Here is a 14337-nt window from a genome sequence, read left to right as displayed (position 1 = left end):
TAGCGGGCTTGACCTTTAGCGAAGGTGGCGAAATTGGTAGACGCACCAGGTTTAGGTCCTGACGCCGTAACAGGTGTAGGGGTTCGAGTCCCCTCCTTCGCACCACGTATTAGCTCACATTGAGCTGACATTGTTTTAGCGTTACGCCAACAATGTCATACAACCCCCGAGCATTCGTATGCCTCGGGGGTTTTCTTTTGCCTGCAGCGTTGCGATCCCCATTAAATCGCCTGCTTTGCTACGCCAAATCCACGCCAGGATTTACGCCAAAGGGGGGGAGTGGGCACGTTTTGCCAGCGTCTAGACGTTGGTCGAGGTTCTGGAACCGTTCCCCGACGAGGTATCGCCCAAGAACAAGGGCCACCAATGGGAGTGGGTTCCACGGTCGGGTCATTTTGGCTGGCGTGACCTCCACGGCATATATCTTTCGATCCATCAGTGGCCTCCGACTTCGATCACGGCGTGCGCGCTAAGGACGAAAATCCCCATGACGATGGAACCGTGCATAACGGCCACAGCGATCTGTTGATAGATGTTCAGTCCGCTGAAAGAGCTGTACGAAACGTACAGGGCGAAGTTAGCGACAATGAAAATCACCAAGCCCGCAATCAGCGTGGCGTCAAGCCAGAACAAGAATGCTGCCTTACGCTCTGATGCGCCAGGCGTTATCGGGGCCTCTGTTTCCCTCATGCCACAACTGACCAACCCGGCCCAAGTAGCGCATGCGACGCAGATGAGTCCCACAAAAACAGCGCCCCAGAAGCGTCCGCCCATGGACACCAGCCATAGAACGGTTGCCCATTCTTCAATTAGTTTTCCAGCCATGGCCAGCACCACGACGATCAAGGCCAGTCCTATTGCGACCTTCATCGCGGACGAAGCCATTAACGTGCTGTTTCGATGTTCATGAGTGGGCTGTTTCTGCTGCAAGATGTACTCCATTTTTCAAACGGCCAGCCATTCCCGATGAGGGAAGGCATAGCTGATGAAGATAAAGATGTCTGATCCTCGCTGCTACTGCTTCTCGGTCGCACCAATTTGCTGCTTACGTAGGGCTGCTTGCAGCAATCTTCCTTGGCTCAGGAGCAAAACTCGTACAGCCAGCGGTCGACGGTAAATACCGCGGCTGAGCAAATAATTTGGTGATTTTTCATTGAGTTTCCGAGCGAACCAGAATCCGCTTGGCGCGTTCATGCCGCGCGGGCTTGGTACCATTTTCGGCTTGCCAAAATGCCTTTCGTTAGCATGAGCATGCACACGGATATCGAGACAGCAGCCAAACAGGGCACCAACATTCCAAGTAGGCCGTTGTTAATGAAAAGCGAGTATGGGCTGCCGCCGGTAGGTTCAATCTTCAGTTCGGCCAATGGGACGATCGGTGCGCTAAGCGGCGCGGAACTAAATCGGCGAACCAGCAAAATCGCCAGGGACTCGACATACAACCAGACCCTGCTTGCGGCGGCTCCGTGCCCGTGCTTCAGTTCGCCGTGGCCATACTGTCTCTCGCTAGCCGTAGCGCCTTTTCTCCTTCGCTATGGGCAAACTCCGCGAATTCTTGCTGAGAGGCAGACGGAGTCGCTTGCTCGAAATTTGCAGACAGTCTTTGCTGTACGTCGTCCTCCGCAAGGATTTTCTTGCTAGCACTGAACAGAATCTCTACAACGTTTGGTGGCGTGTCTTTCGGGGCGAATAACCCCCACCAATTCGTGAGTTCATAGTTGGGAACCGTATCGGCAATTGGGGGGTAGGGCATCAAAGGTGATGCATGGGCGGAGGTCACTGCTATCGCTGTCACCTTACCCGACTCGATAACAGCTCTGGCCGATGAGGCGGTCGCAAATGAAATATCGGTGTCGCCAGCTGCGACCGACTGGACGGCTGCGGCACCGCCCTTGAACGGGATGTGCAAGAGTTTCACCCCTGCGAGTCGCATGAATTCGACGGCCGCCATATGAGTGACGATTCCGTTGCCGGAGGAAGCAACATTGAGAGCACCGGGTTGATTTTTCGCCCTGTCTATCAATTGACGTACGTTATTCAGACCGAGTCGAGAGTTCGAGATCAATACAAGCGGGCTAAGAGTGAGTTGCGCAACGGGGATGAAGTCGTCGGGCCTATAGTCAACCTTGTAGAGAACGCTGTCGCTGCCCATGACACTGGCGTTTCCCAGATACATCGTATAGCCATCCGCCTTTGCACGGGCGACGCTGCTGGCGGCGATCGTGGAGCCTGCACCCGGGCGGTTCTCCACTATCACCGGCGTCGCGAGCTCCTTCGAGAGCGCATTTGCATAGATGCGGGCAACTTGGTCTGCTCCCCCGCCTGGAGGAAAGCCCACAACCAGACTTACGGGTTTCGAAGGATACAGCGGTGCAGATTGGGCATCGGCCGATCCTGCCAAAATTGCCGTAGCAATGGTGACAGTACAAATTATAGTTTTCACCTGAAACTCCTTTAACCGGATTCGGTCGCCACAAATGGATGAGCACATCGCACGCGAATCTCAGCGATGTTTAAAATTCGGTATGCGCCGTTCCTTCCATGCGCAGAGGCCTTCGGCGAAATCTTCGGAGGCCTCCGAAAGCATCACTGCCTCTTCGATTGAGCGAATATCAAAGTCTCCTCGAGCAATGCGATTGAGCTGGGCCTTCATGCCCAAAAGCGGAATGGGTGCCATCGCGGCCATTCGCTCACTTATTTCGATCAACCGGCTCTCGAGCCTGCTTGCGTCAATAAGTTCGGTTAGAAACCCAATCCGCAGCATTTCGTCGGCACGCACGCGCTCACCCATCAAAAATAGCCGTTTCGCCTGGTTCAAACCCAGCCTGGAAACGTAGCGCGACAGGGCTCCTGGATAGAGGTGTAGGCCGAGGCTCGCCGCAGGCATAAGAGCTTCTGCCTGCGGTGTGCCTATGCGAAAGTCGCATGCCAGGCAGAGGTCGGTGCCTCCCCCATATATGCCTCCATGAATTGCGGCAATCGTGATGGGGCGCGCTGCTTCGATCAGATCTATGGTTTCACCAAAATAGAGCGCGCCAGGTGTGTATGCGGCGCCGAAGCACGAGATGTCATAACCACTGCAAAATGTCTTGCCCTCCGCCTCGAAGCGAAGCACGCGGATCGCTGTGTTTGAATTGACCGCGTCCAAGTGCATCCTGATCGCGGCCAAGTCAACTGGCCCCAGCCGATTTGAATGTTCGGGGCTTCGCAGGCGGATCGTCGCGGAATATCCGTCCACGGACAGGCTTGGGGAGTTGGGACAATTTTTCACCTGGACACCTGCGCCTGGTAAGCGATGCCCCGGGCCAGCAGGCCGTCTATCTCGATGCTTGAGAGCCCATATTGCGACAAGACTTGGCGTGTATCTTCGCCAAACGCCGGAGGCGGCGCATAGCTTTCGGCTTCGTCCGCACCAAATATCAGAGGGAGAGCAACTTGCTTCAGTTCGCCCAACACTGGATGCGATAAGGTGCGCAGCAAGCCAGATGTCGTCACCTGGTCGTCAGCGAATGCCTCGGCGAGAGTGTTGATGGGACCTGCCGGAATGCCGCCTTCTATCAATAGCGAGGTCCACTCCAGACGAGTTTTTCGCTTAAGGCTTTTTTCGAGTTCTTGCCGTAGTTCTTCCCGCTTCTCGAGGCGTGCAGCGTTAGTACTGAAGCGCTCATCCTCCACCAGATGCGGAACGTCGACGATGTCGCAAAGTCTGGCCCACATCGCTTGAGTCGCGGGGGCTAAGTTCAGAGGCCCATCTGATGCGTCAAAGCTGCCGTAGGGTGCAATAACCGGATGCATGTTTCCGCTCGGTTGGGGGACCTCATTCGTCGTCAGATAACGTTGACCTTGAACACCGAGCAATGACATCAGCCCTGCAAGTAAAGAGGTCTCGACGTGGCGCCCGATTCCAGTGGAGGCACGCTCGACAACCGCCGACAAAATGCCAATGGTCAGCCACATGCCAGCCGACAAATCAGCGATGGCCACCCCGGTACGCATGGGGCCGGATTCAGGTGTGCCAGTCAAACTCATGAAGCCCGAGTAACCCTGGATAACTTGATCGAAACCTGGCCAATGTCGAGCAGGGCCGACGGAGCCGAAACCTGAGATCGACGCCATTATCAGGTCGGGACGCTCTCTGGACAGCGACGAATAGCCCAGACCCATGGCATCCATCGTTCCGGGCTTGAAGTTCTCCACCACGATGTCCGAGGCGATGGACATGCTTCGCAAGAGCGCCAGACCCTCAGGCTCACGGAAGTCGATTGCTATGCCTTGCTTGTTTCGGTTGGCGCTGAGGTAGTAGAGGCTGAGATTATTCTCAAAAGGACCCCATTTCCTTGACATCTCGCCCGCTGGAAGCGGTTCAACTTTTATTATCTCTGCACCCAGATCGCCCAGGATCATGGTGGAAAAAGGGCCGGACAGCGCGCGTGTCAGATCAAGAACTTTCAAACCCTTGAGTGGGGAACTCATTTTAGGCATCCTCATATGGACGCCCATTCTAGGCATTGGTAAACCGAAGAAAAAAATACTATTTTCCGATCAACACATAAGATTTTCCTATTCGATGAACCTTCGTCAGCTCAAGTACTTTGTCCGTGTGGTGGAGCTAGGCAATATGACCCGTGCGGCAGAGAGCCTGCATGTAGCGCAACCAGCACTGAGTCAGCAAATGTCCCTGCTTGAGGCGAAGCTGGGAGTTCCGCTGCTCGTACGTGGAGTTAGGGGCGTACAGCCGTCGGCCGAAGGGCTGCTCTTACATAGACACGCGCAGACAATCTTGCGCCAGGTCGATAGCACGCGCAGCCTTCTTTCGAAGACCACGGATCAGATCACGGGCACGGTCTCCATTGGACTGGCCTCGAGCACAGCGCGGATGCTCGCGCTACCTTTGATGCGTCGGGCCAAGGCGGAGTTGCCGTCGGTTGTTCTGGAAATAGTCGATTTGCCCAGTGCGGATCTGACGAGGTTCGTGCTTCAGGGGCGCGTCGACTTTTCCCTCTCTCCGGACCAGGCACCCATTCAGGGAATGCTCACTACATCAATATTTCGTGAGAGTCTCTTTCTGCTGGCGCACTCTAGCGTCTCGTTGCCAGCACGGATCCTTCGAATCGCGGACTTTGCACATTTGCCGCTAATGCTTCCAAGTCTCCCGAATACGCTGCGCACGCGGGTGGATCATGCATTTCTAACCGCTGGGTGTGCATGCAATTTATTTGCGGAAGCCAGCACTTCAGCTATCCTGATCCCAGCCGTGCGAAGCGCTATGGCAGCGACAATTTTGCCGTTCTCGGCCGCCCATCCTGAAATTGCAGAAGGAACTATTAAGGCGCATGCCTTAGACCGCACGCTATCGCGGGATTTGGTTCTTTGTGTCAGCGAAAGTCAGCTACCCACCGAGGCCGTTGAATCGGTTATTTTCATGTGCAAACAGGAAATAGCGCGCTTGATAGCGGAGCGGGCGTGGTTGGGTTGCGCCGTAGTAAAGGCAGAGAGTCCCAAGTGAGCGATGGCGTTAATTCGACCTTTTGCGAATTTGGAAATGGTGCGTGATACGAAAACCTTAAAACAGGACTAAATCAAACCACGTTTATCCGACCCCTGGGATATGCGGATGATCGCTTCGCGACCGCCCGGCTCTCCTTGCTCGACCCGCGTACAACTGCTGATGGAAAAACGTTTGACAGGCTCCGCCTGACCACGCTCTTGCCCGCAAGGTATGCCCACTGGCATCCCACGCTTCTCCCACATACCCTCCCGCCGTCGTCAAGCACCAATAAGATACACAACCTCTCCATAGGCCCCGTAGGGTATTAGCCGGTGCACCTTAGATCGCCGTGACAATTTTCGATGTGATTGACGCTGTCACCCGCGCAAATAGCAAGATCAGTCTCACGGTGACCCTAACCCCGAATTAGTCCGGATCAGAACCCGAACCACCCGGCAAAGACCCTGGCCTACTGCTCCGGTAGGTCTGTTAAAGGAGTGAACTATGCAAGATTTTTTGCGTTTCGAAAAAGAGCTATTGGAAATTGTCGGAGATGGGCATGACCTTCGTCCGTTTATCTGTGAGGGCAGTCCTTTGCTGTGCGACGTGTTTATCGTGGGATATAACCCCGCTACGGCTACAGGACGGCAATTTCTAAGCTATTGGGAACCGGGGTACGGCATGAGACGTTCGGATGTGCTGGGGGAAATTCGGGCTATTCGAGCAACGCAGAAGACTAAAACTGGAAGGTCGAAGGCCGAGTTTTCGCATAGCCGTATGACGATTCACGCACTCATCGCTGCGGGCGAGGAGCTCGGAGAGTTCCGATGTTTGGAGACGAATATATATGCGGCCGAAGCTCCTGCCGCTGGCGACGTTAAAGCGCATCAGCGAGTCACCAGGCACTTTGACTTTTTGCTTGATTGGGTCAAGCCCAAAGTGATCATTTCTCACGGGAAGAAGGCCAACGCTTACCTCCGCGCCAAGGCGCTTGATGCCGAGTGGCTCGCAATCGAAACTCATTTTCGTTCAAGGCCATACGCAGCTGCACGGGCTGCGGCGCAAGATGCCCAAAGAATCGTTCGGTCCAGCCACGGCATATCGTGTTGATATAGAATGTAACCGTTTCTACAACACGGATGATTATTATGTTTGGCTGGTTTTTAAGCCTTATCTCGAGCCTCTTTGGGTTTTGGGAAAAGCTGCCTGACTCGACAAAGAAGAAGGTGGTAGATGCCACTGTCGATGCGTTCGACTATGTCTTCCGATCCTATTACAAATCTCAAAAGGGGCGTTCCCATGGCTGACGACAAGAATACCCAATTGAGCAGCCTCGTCCAGCGAAAGCCTGAGAGTCTGATCGACTTCCTCGCGCGTCCGGATAGCGCGCAAGTGCGCGAATCTTCGGCTCTAACGGTGCAGTCGCGCGTGGGAGGTGTCTTCGCGGGGGCGGTGATAGTCGGCACGGGGTGGAGAAGTGGCGAGAGCGAGGAAAGCAAGTTCGCCAAGGGCGTAGCACAACTGGTGATGAGCAAGGAGTTCACGCAAGAGTTGAGCCACGCGATTGCTCCACCACATGACACAGAAACTGAGGACGCCTTTGTGGCTCGAGCAAAAGCTAAGATGGCTGCGTTACTGAATAGCAAGCTGTTGAAGTGACGTTGGGGTAATAGTCGGGAGAAGGAATCTCACGACTCAAGCCATCGGATCCACCATCCCTGGCAGTAGCGCTTTCCAGCGATCTCTTCGAAACCGCGGGCCATCATGCCTCGGTCGGACGCAAACGTCAGCATTCCGGGCTGGAGTAGGTCGGGAATGGGACTTTTCTTCGTGGCGCCGAAAATTTTGCCCCAACAGTTGTTCGAAGCCGCACTAGTGGTGCGTTTACGAGTCCCTTGTCCGCACCACCAATATGACAAAACCCCCTGGCTGTTGAGCCAGGGGGTTTTTGCTTTTGAGCCAGTCGGGGCTGGTTCAGTCCGGGGGCCGTAGCCTGGGTGGATGCCGGGCGCCAGCTTGGCGCGAATCCTCTGGATTCAGCCGGTCAGTTCTTGAACTTCACGCGGTCGCGCCGCTTTTCCGTGCGCTGCTCAACATCGCGGCCCAGCTCCACGTCCGACTGGATCGCCGCGTGGACCTTGGCACGGGTGGCTTCAATGCGGTGGGCGCAGGCCCAGCCACGGCTGGCCGCCACCTCAAGCTTCTTATCCAGTTCCAAATGACGGCGACGCTTGTTCTCGGTCGACATATTGCTGAGTTCTTGATCGGTGATTAAGCGCATGGGAATCCTCTTTTGGCTTGTTGGGTGGAGTTTCAGAATGCGCGTAGTTTGCCTGCTTGCAAAATTAATGCAAGTCATTGAAAAATAAAGAAAAAAACATATAAATTAACCGTATTACTTATACTTTTTTGGATTTTTGGATACTTTTTCCAAGCCCAAAAAGTCTCGGGAAACAGGGTTTATCCCGATACGCCTTCTTCTTGACACCCCCTTGCGCAGCCCATAAAGTCACCGCACAGATTTAGATAAAAGACCATCTGTAGGGTGGTCTTTTATTGCGCGCAGTTTGCGTCGACCTCTTACAGAAATAATTCCAAGAGGAGACGACTGTGCAATCATCGACCGTAAAAATACGTGGCATCGACGATGTCATCGCTTATATCGATTCACGCCCCGGCATCACGGGCCGGGCCGGCCTCATCTGGTGGCTGGCGCTGGGCGGACTATTCCTGGATGCCTTCGCCAATTCCGCCCTGAGCGCGGCATTGGGCCCCATGACGCGCGACCTGGGCTTGACTGCCGGTCAAGTGGCGCTGATGACGTCGTTCGCAGCGTGGGTTGCCATCGCCTTCAACCCCATCGGCGGGTGGATGGCCGACCGCTGGGGCCGCATCCGGCCCTTGATCATTGCCAAGTTCCTGGCCGTCATCGGCGCGCTGCTGGTGATGTTTGCGCCCAGTTTCGAGGTCATTCTGGTGGGTCGCTTCTTTGTCGGCGCGGCTTACGGCATCGACTTCGCCATTGCGATGGCCGTGTTGGCCGAGTTCACGCCGCTGAAATTCAAAAGTCGGCTGAACACCTGGCAAGGCATGTGGTACACGGCCGTGTGCACGAACCTGCTGCTGGCCATGCTGTTTTTCTCATGGGACGTGGGCGATTCGATCTGGCGCTATTCGGTGGCGGCCACCGCCATCTTCGCTGTCGTCATCCTGGTGCTGCAACTGCGCTACATGATCGAAAGCCCGATCTGGCTGGCGCGCAAAGAGCGAGTCGAGCAGGCAGCGCGCGCCATGACCCGCATATACGGGCAAGCCTTCGTTGCCGCGCCGATGCATGAACGGGTGCCGGTGACCAACCAGGCCAAGCGTGGCATGGCCAACGTGTTGCTGATCTTTCGCGGCGTCTACCTGCCGCGCACCATCCTGGCGGCCACGGTCCAGATCGGCCAGTCCATCCAGTATTTCGCCGTGGGCTGGTACTTGCCTTTGATCAGCGCCGCCTTGTTCGGCAAGGACTTCATCTTCGCCACCATCGGCGCCCTGGTGTTCAACGTGTTCGGCATCTTCGGCGGCTTCCTGTCGCCGTACATCGGCCGCAAGCTGGGGTTGCGGCGCGCGTCGGCATTCGGTTTCGCCGCGGTATTCCTGATGCTGCTGATCCTGGGCACCTTCCACGGCAAGATGCCGCTGTGGGTGGCCGTCATCGTGCCCTCGCTGTTCATCCTCTTTCACTCGGGTGGGCCGGGCGCCAATGGCAAGAGCCTGTCGTCGCTGTCGTTTCGCAGCGAATTGCGGGCGGGCGCCAACGGCATCATCGGCGCGCTGGGTTCGACAGGCGCCGCGATCGGACTGCTGGTGTTTCCGCTCTTTCGCGAAAACTACGGGTTGGAAAAGACCTTCCTGATCCTGTCGATTGTGCCGCTTGTCGCCAGCATCATCTGCTTCGTGATCAAGTGGGATCCCACCCGTACCACCATCAACCCTGACAACGAAGCCGGCGCGCCGCAGTTCAAGGACGACGTCGTGCTGCCCGCCCTGGACCCCGCCATTGGGAAAGCCTCGCGATGACAAACAAGAATGTGATTCTGGCCATAGACGAAGGCACGTCCGGCACGCGCGCCGCCACCGTGTCCGCCGATGGGCAGGTGTCTTGCCTGCAGTACGCGGCCTTGCATGTGGACTCGCCCAGGCCGGGCGTCGTGGAGCAGGACGCCAACGACATCCTGGACCAAACCATCAAGGTCTGCCGCGCCACCATCGCGGATGCCCGGCGTGCCGACCAGGAGATCGTGGCGCTGGCGCTGGCCACGCAGCGCGCTACGGCGGTGCTGTGGGATACGCAAACGGGCCGCGCGCTGGTGCCCGCCATGGTCTGGCAAGACACGCGCTTTGTGGATGCATTGGACCTGCTCGCCCCCCAATGGGATGCGCGGCTGCGCGAGCGCGTCGGCCGGCCGGTGGGCGTGCGCTCGCTGTATCTGTGGGCCGCGCGCCATCTGCGAGATACACCGCAGGTAGCGGATGCGTGGCGCGACAAGCGGCTGGCGTTCGGCACTGTGGACACCTGGTTGCTGTGGCACTTTTCGCAACGGCGCGAGTGCGTGACCACGCCCACCAACGCCACGTCCGCCGGCGCCTACGTGCTGGCTGATTATCGCTACTACCTGGAATGGGTGCAGGAACTGGGCTTCCCGCACGAGTTGTTGCCCACGCTGCGTCAGGACGCGGATGACTTCGGGCGCACCCGCCAGGAAGTCCTTGGCATCGACGTGCCGATTCTGGCATCGGCCGGCGACCAGCACGCGGGCGCCATCGGACTGGGCTGCCTGGACCGGGGGCAGGCGATGTGCGTGCATGGCACCGGCAGCTTTGTCGACCTGATCATCGGCACGGAGCCGCCCGCGAATGCAGGCATGTCCGACGGCTCGCTGACGATGACGGCGCGCCGCCAGGGTGGGGTGTCGCACTTTGCGGTCGAGACCTTTGTGGCGACGACCGGGTCGGCGCTGAATTGGGTGTGCGAAAAGCTGAAGTGGTTCAAGGACGCGCACGAGATCAGCGCGCTGGCGCAAACCGTGGACTCGTCAAACGGCGTCACGTTCGTGCCGGCCCTGACCGGCCTGCGCGTGCCGCGCATGGAAGCCGCCGCGCGCGCCTCGCTGACCGGCGTGTCGATGGCCACCACGCAGGCCGAAGTGGCCTACGCCATTCTGGAAGGTATCGCGCACTCGGTCGCCAGCTGCATCGAGGCAGACGAGGAAGCGTCGGGCGTTCGGGTGTCGGAACTGGTGGTGGGCGGTGGCCTGTCGCGCAGCGATCCCTTGCTGCAGATCCAAGCCGATCTGATCGGCATTCCCATACGCCGCATGCAAGAGGCGGATCGCGCCAGCCTGCGCGGCATCGCCTATCTGGCGGGCGCGTCCGGCTTGCTATGGCCCTCGCTACACGACGCCCGCAAAACCATCGTGACCGACGCTGTGTTCGAACCCGCTGTCGATGCCGGTGAGCGCGCGCGCCGCCGTGCCCTGTGGCACGCCCGCGTCGGGTCGGAATTGGGGCACGTAAAACAGTTCAAGCAAGACAACCAAGAGGCATTGCAGAAATGATCGGGTGGCTATCCAGACAGCCCAGAAAGGATCGGGCCGACATGACCAGCACCGAGCCATTACGCCTGAACCGGCAGGAACATTTGGACCGGTTGGGCAGCGAACAATTCGACATGTTGATCGTGGGGGGCGGCATTACTGGCGCTTATGCGGCCTTGGATGCGGCCTTGCGCGGATACCGTGTCGCAGTCATCGAGAAAGACGACTTTGCCTCGGGCACCTCGTCCAAGTCATCGAAGATGGTGCATGGCGGCTTGCGCTACATCGAGCAGGGCAACCTGGGCCTCGTGCGCCATTCCCTGCACGAGCGCCAGCGCTTGCGGCGCAATGCGCGGCATCTGGTGCAGCGCTTGCCGTTCCTGTTTCCCATCCTGGAACGCGATGGGGTGTTCGACAAGCGCTTGTCCAAGGCGTTTGAAAGCCTGCTGTGGACCTACGACATCGCCGGCGGCTGGCGCGAAGGCATCCTGCACCAGAAGCTGACGGCGGCGGAGGTCCTGTCGCATTGTCCGACCTTCAAAGAGGACGGCCTGCTGGGCGGCTTTCTTTACTACGACGCGCGGGTGGACGACGCGCGCCTGACGCTGACGGTTGCGCGCACCGCCGCCTTTCACGGCGCAGCGGTGGCTAACCATGCCAAGGCGGTGGCGGTAACGCGCGATGCGCAAGGCAAGGTCGATGGCGTGATCGTGCACGCGGACGGGCGCGAAATCCGCGCGCGGGCCCGTGTGGTCATCATGGCCACGGGGGTGTGGCTGCGCGACTGGACCGGCGCGAAAAAAGGCGACGAGCCCGCCTTGCATGTGCGTCCGGCCAAGGGCGTGCACGTGGCCGTGCCGTGGATGAAAATCCGCAACGACTGCACCGTCACCATTCCGGTGCCCGGCCGCAGCCGCCGCGCCACCATCACGCGCTGGGGCGACGTGTCTTACCTGGGCACGACCGATGAAGACTACGACGGCAATCTGGATGACGTTTACTGCACGCGGCGCGAGCTCGACTTCCTGCTGGAAGGCGCGCGCTCGGCGTTGAAGACCGACCTGCAAGCCGAAGACGTGGTGGGCAGCATCGCGGGCTGCCGGCCGCTGGTGGCGCCGCCGGGCGGCAAGACGCTGGAGATCAAGCGCAACCACGAGATCCGCGTGTCGGCCGACGGCCTGGTCACGATCGTGGGCGGCAAGCTCACCACGTCGCGGCATATGGCGGAACAGACCATCGACGCCGCGCAGCAGGTGCTGGGGCAGCGCAACGCCTGCCAGACCAAGAAGGCTTATCTGCTGGGGGCGGCCGGCTACGACCCGCAAGCCATCGTGGCGTCTGGCGGCATGTCGGCGCATCTGGGCGAACGGTACGGCACCGAGGCGCGCTTTGTCAGCGACCTGATGCAGGCGTCGCCGGCCTTGCTGGCGCCCATTGTCCAGGGCCTGCCTTACACCGAAGCCGAAGTGCTTTACGCGGTGCGTCATGAAATGGCCGGCACGGTCGAAGACGTACTGGCCCGGCGCATGCGTACCCGCTTGATGGCGCGCGACGCCTCGGCGCAAGCGGCCGACCGGGTGGGACAGATCTTGCAGGCGGAACTCGGTTTGCCGCCTGCCACCATCACGCAGCAGGTCAGTGATTACCTGGCTGCCATCAAGCTCGAAAAATCCATACTCATGGGAGAGGAACAATGATCAGTAAAGAAGCCATCAAGCGCGGCTACAACCGGGGCAATTACGTGGTGGGCGCGCACACGCCGCCTGCCTATGCCGCCACCTTGGCAGGCACCAGCGCTGAAGCCGGCGCTGAAGCCGGCTTGCAGCGCGACCCCGTACGCGTCACCGACGCGCAGCTTGACGCCTTGCGCCACGTGGCTGACAACGTGTTGACCGCCACGGGCGACGTGGTGGCCTGGACCCGGGACTGGTGGGCCGGATCGATGGTGTCGGAGACGGGCGGCAAGCCCGCCACGCCGCTCGCGGTGATCGTGGCGGTGTCGTCGGTGGAGCAGGTGCAGGCGGTCATGCGCATTGCGCATGCCGGGGCGATTCCGGTCACCGTGTCCGCCGGCCGCAGCAACGTCACGGGCGCGGCCTTGCCCGTGCGCGGTGGCATCGTGCTGGATGTGTGCCAATTGAACAAGCTGATCGGTGTGGACCGCGACAGCCAGATCGTGGACGTGGAAGCCGGCATGTTTGGGGATGTGTTTGAAGAGACCATTCAGAAAGAATACGGATTGACGATGGGCCATTGGCCGTCGTCGTTCGGCATCAGCACCGTGGGCGGCTGGGCCGCCTGCCGTGGGGCGGGGCAACTGTCCACGCGCTACGGCAAGATCGAAGACATGGTGTTCGGCATGGACGTGGTGCTGGCGGACGGCAGTCTGGTCACGGTGGGCGGCTACTCGCGGGCGGCCGTGGGGCCGGACCTTCAGCAGTTGTTCATCGGGTCGGAAGGCACGCTGGGCGTGATCGTGCGCTTGCGGCTGAAGCTGCATCGTTTGCCCGACTATGGCCGCGCCATCGCCTACGGTTTCAAGACCTTTGCCATCGGCCTGGATGCCTGCCGCGAGATCATGCAGCGCGGCGCAAACCCCGCGGCGCTGCGCCTGTACGACGAATTGGAAAGCGGCGTGCAGTTCAACCGACCTGACCTGAACGTGTTGCTGGTGGCCGACGAGGGCGCGCGCCAGATGGTGGATGCCGTCATGCAGATCAGCGAAGGCGTCTGCGAGGAATTGGGCGAAAAGCTCGACGGCGAGGCCATCTTCGAACGCTGGCTGGAAACGCGCTACCTGACCGGCAAAAGCGCCGAAGGCTTCAAGCGCAGCCCGGGCTTCGTGGCCGATACGCTGGAAATGTCCGGGCGCTGGAGCGACCTGTCCGCCATCTACGACGAGGTGGTGGCGGCGGTGAACGCGGTGCCCGGCACGCTGGCAGGGTCCGCGCATCAGTCGCATGCCTACGTTGACGGCGCCTGCCTGTATTTTTCGTTGCGCGGCGAGGTCGCGGTGGAGCAGCGCGCCACGTGGTATCGCGCCGCGTGGGATGCCGCCAACGCCGTGCTGATTAAATATAATGCCGCGCTCAGCCATCATCATGGCGTGGGCCTTCTGCGGGCGCCTTACATGCAGGAATCGCTGGGCGGCGCGTTCAACCTGATGCTTGCCGTCAAGCGCCAGCTGGATCCACAGAACCTGCTGAATCCCGGCAAGCTGGGTTTGAGCGATCAGCGCTTTTACGGTCAGGAAGATCGATAACC

The 14337-nt window shown here is 59.2% G+C and carries 12 protein-coding genes and 1 tRNA gene; 8 read left to right on the top strand and 5 right to left on the bottom strand.

Annotated elements, in window-relative coordinates; all coding sequences use genetic code 11:
- Positions 1–18 precede the first annotated feature (18 nt).
- Positions 19–105: transfer RNA gene (locus tag CVS48_RS22165), tRNA-Leu, on the top strand.
- Positions 106–435: 330 nt separating this feature from the next.
- Here CVS48_RS22165 and CVS48_RS22160 read toward each other — a convergent pair.
- The 4 genes from CVS48_RS22160 to CVS48_RS22145 form a co-directional block, all read right to left on the bottom strand.
- On the bottom strand, positions 436–930 hold the full coding sequence (locus tag CVS48_RS22160) for a hypothetical protein (protein ID WP_126376298.1): 495 nt from the start codon (positions 928–930) through the stop codon (positions 436–438).
- Between the two features lie 547 nt (positions 931–1477).
- Positions 1478–2443 carry a Bug family tripartite tricarboxylate transporter substrate binding protein gene (locus CVS48_RS22155; protein ID WP_242001192.1) on the bottom strand — a complete coding sequence of 322 codons (966 nt, stop codon included), beginning with the start codon at positions 2441–2443 and terminating at the stop codon, positions 1478–1480.
- Positions 2444–2503: 60 nt separating this feature from the next.
- Positions 2504–3271, bottom strand: coding sequence for an enoyl-CoA hydratase/isomerase family protein (locus CVS48_RS22150; RefSeq protein WP_100856312.1), 768 nt, complete (start codon positions 3269–3271; stop codon positions 2504–2506).
- Positions 3268–4473 carry a CaiB/BaiF CoA transferase family protein gene (locus CVS48_RS22145; RefSeq protein ID WP_100857800.1) on the bottom strand — a complete coding sequence of 402 codons (1206 nt, stop codon included), beginning with the start codon at positions 4471–4473 and terminating at the stop codon, positions 3268–3270. Before CVS48_RS22145 ends, CVS48_RS22150 begins: the two co-directional genes overlap by 4 nt.
- On the opposite strand from CVS48_RS22145, the gene CVS48_RS22140 reads away from it, so the two are divergent.
- The 3 genes from CVS48_RS22140 to CVS48_RS22130 all read left to right on the top strand — a co-directional run bounded on the left by CVS48_RS22140 (position 4457) and on the right by CVS48_RS22130 (position 7147).
- Positions 4457–5506: a LysR substrate-binding domain-containing protein gene (locus CVS48_RS22140; RefSeq protein ID WP_242001193.1), complete on the top strand. Its 1050-nt coding sequence runs from the start codon at positions 4457–4459 to the stop codon at positions 5504–5506. The two genes, CVS48_RS22145 and CVS48_RS22140, sit on opposite strands and share 17 nt — an antisense overlap.
- Positions 5507–5992: 486 nt before the next feature.
- Complete coding sequence (locus CVS48_RS22135; RefSeq protein ID WP_100856310.1) at positions 5993–6598, top strand: hypothetical protein; 606 nt, start codon at positions 5993–5995, stop codon at positions 6596–6598.
- A gap of 189 nt (positions 6599–6787) precedes the next feature.
- A complete protein-coding gene (locus CVS48_RS22130) occupies positions 6788–7147 on the top strand; it encodes a hypothetical protein (RefSeq protein WP_100856309.1) in 360 nt (119 codons plus the stop codon).
- A 385-nt stretch (positions 7148–7532) separates the two neighbouring features.
- Here the strand turns inward: CVS48_RS22130 and CVS48_RS22120 are convergent, their stop codons facing one another.
- Positions 7533–7769, bottom strand: a complete 237-nt coding sequence (locus tag CVS48_RS22120) for a toluene tolerance protein (protein ID WP_100856307.1) — start codon at positions 7767–7769, stop codon at positions 7533–7535.
- 329 nt (positions 7770–8098) lie between these two features.
- Here CVS48_RS22120 and CVS48_RS22115 point away from each other — a divergent pair, with 329 nt between their 5' ends.
- From CVS48_RS22115 to CVS48_RS22100, 4 genes are read left to right on the top strand one after another with little or no spacing between them, the layout of a single operon-like run.
- On the top strand, positions 8099–9556 hold the full coding sequence (locus CVS48_RS22115) for an MFS transporter (protein WP_100856306.1): 1458 nt from the start codon (positions 8099–8101) through the stop codon (positions 9554–9556).
- Positions 9553–11094, top strand: coding sequence for an FGGY family carbohydrate kinase (locus tag CVS48_RS22110; protein WP_100856305.1), 1542 nt, complete (start codon positions 9553–9555; stop codon positions 11092–11094). The genes CVS48_RS22115 and CVS48_RS22110 overlap by 4 nt, the downstream gene beginning before the upstream one ends.
- A complete protein-coding gene (locus CVS48_RS22105) occupies positions 11091–12770 on the top strand; it encodes a glycerol-3-phosphate dehydrogenase/oxidase (RefSeq protein ID WP_100856304.1) in 1680 nt (559 codons plus the stop codon). The genes CVS48_RS22110 and CVS48_RS22105 overlap by 4 nt, the downstream gene beginning before the upstream one ends.
- On the top strand, positions 12767–14335 hold the full coding sequence (locus tag CVS48_RS22100; protein WP_100856303.1) for an FAD-binding oxidoreductase: 1569 nt from the start codon (positions 12767–12769) through the stop codon (positions 14333–14335). The genes CVS48_RS22105 and CVS48_RS22100 overlap by 4 nt, the downstream gene beginning before the upstream one ends.
- The last annotated feature ends 2 nt before the right edge of the window (positions 14336–14337 follow it).

This window comes from Achromobacter spanius (genome assembly GCF_002812705.1).
GTDB lineage: Bacteria > Pseudomonadota > Gammaproteobacteria > Burkholderiales > Burkholderiaceae_B > Achromobacter > Achromobacter spanius.
The sequence above is the reverse complement of the archived record's forward strand: the minus strand, read 5'-3'. Positions and strand labels throughout refer to the sequence as shown.

Coding starts and splice junctions, on each gene's coding strand:
- CVS48_RS22145 (WP_100857800.1), bottom strand. CDS start 4,473: ATGAGTTCCCCACTCAAGGGTTTGAAAGTTCTTGATCTGACACGCGCG.
- CVS48_RS22135 (WP_100856310.1), top strand. CDS start 5,993: ATGCAAGATTTTTTGCGTTTCGAAAAAGAGCTATTGGAAATTGTCGGA.
- CVS48_RS22130 (WP_100856309.1), top strand. CDS start 6,788: ATGGCTGACGACAAGAATACCCAATTGAGCAGCCTCGTCCAGCGAAAG.
- CVS48_RS22120 (WP_100856307.1), bottom strand. CDS start 7,769: ATGCGCTTAATCACCGATCAAGAACTCAGCAATATGTCGACCGAGAAC.
- CVS48_RS22110 (WP_100856305.1), top strand. CDS start 9,553: ATGACAAACAAGAATGTGATTCTGGCCATAGACGAAGGCACGTCCGGC.
- CVS48_RS22105 (WP_100856304.1), top strand. CDS start 11,091: ATGATCGGGTGGCTATCCAGACAGCCCAGAAAGGATCGGGCCGACATG.
- CVS48_RS22100 (WP_100856303.1), top strand. CDS start 12,767: ATGATCAGTAAAGAAGCCATCAAGCGCGGCTACAACCGGGGCAATTAC.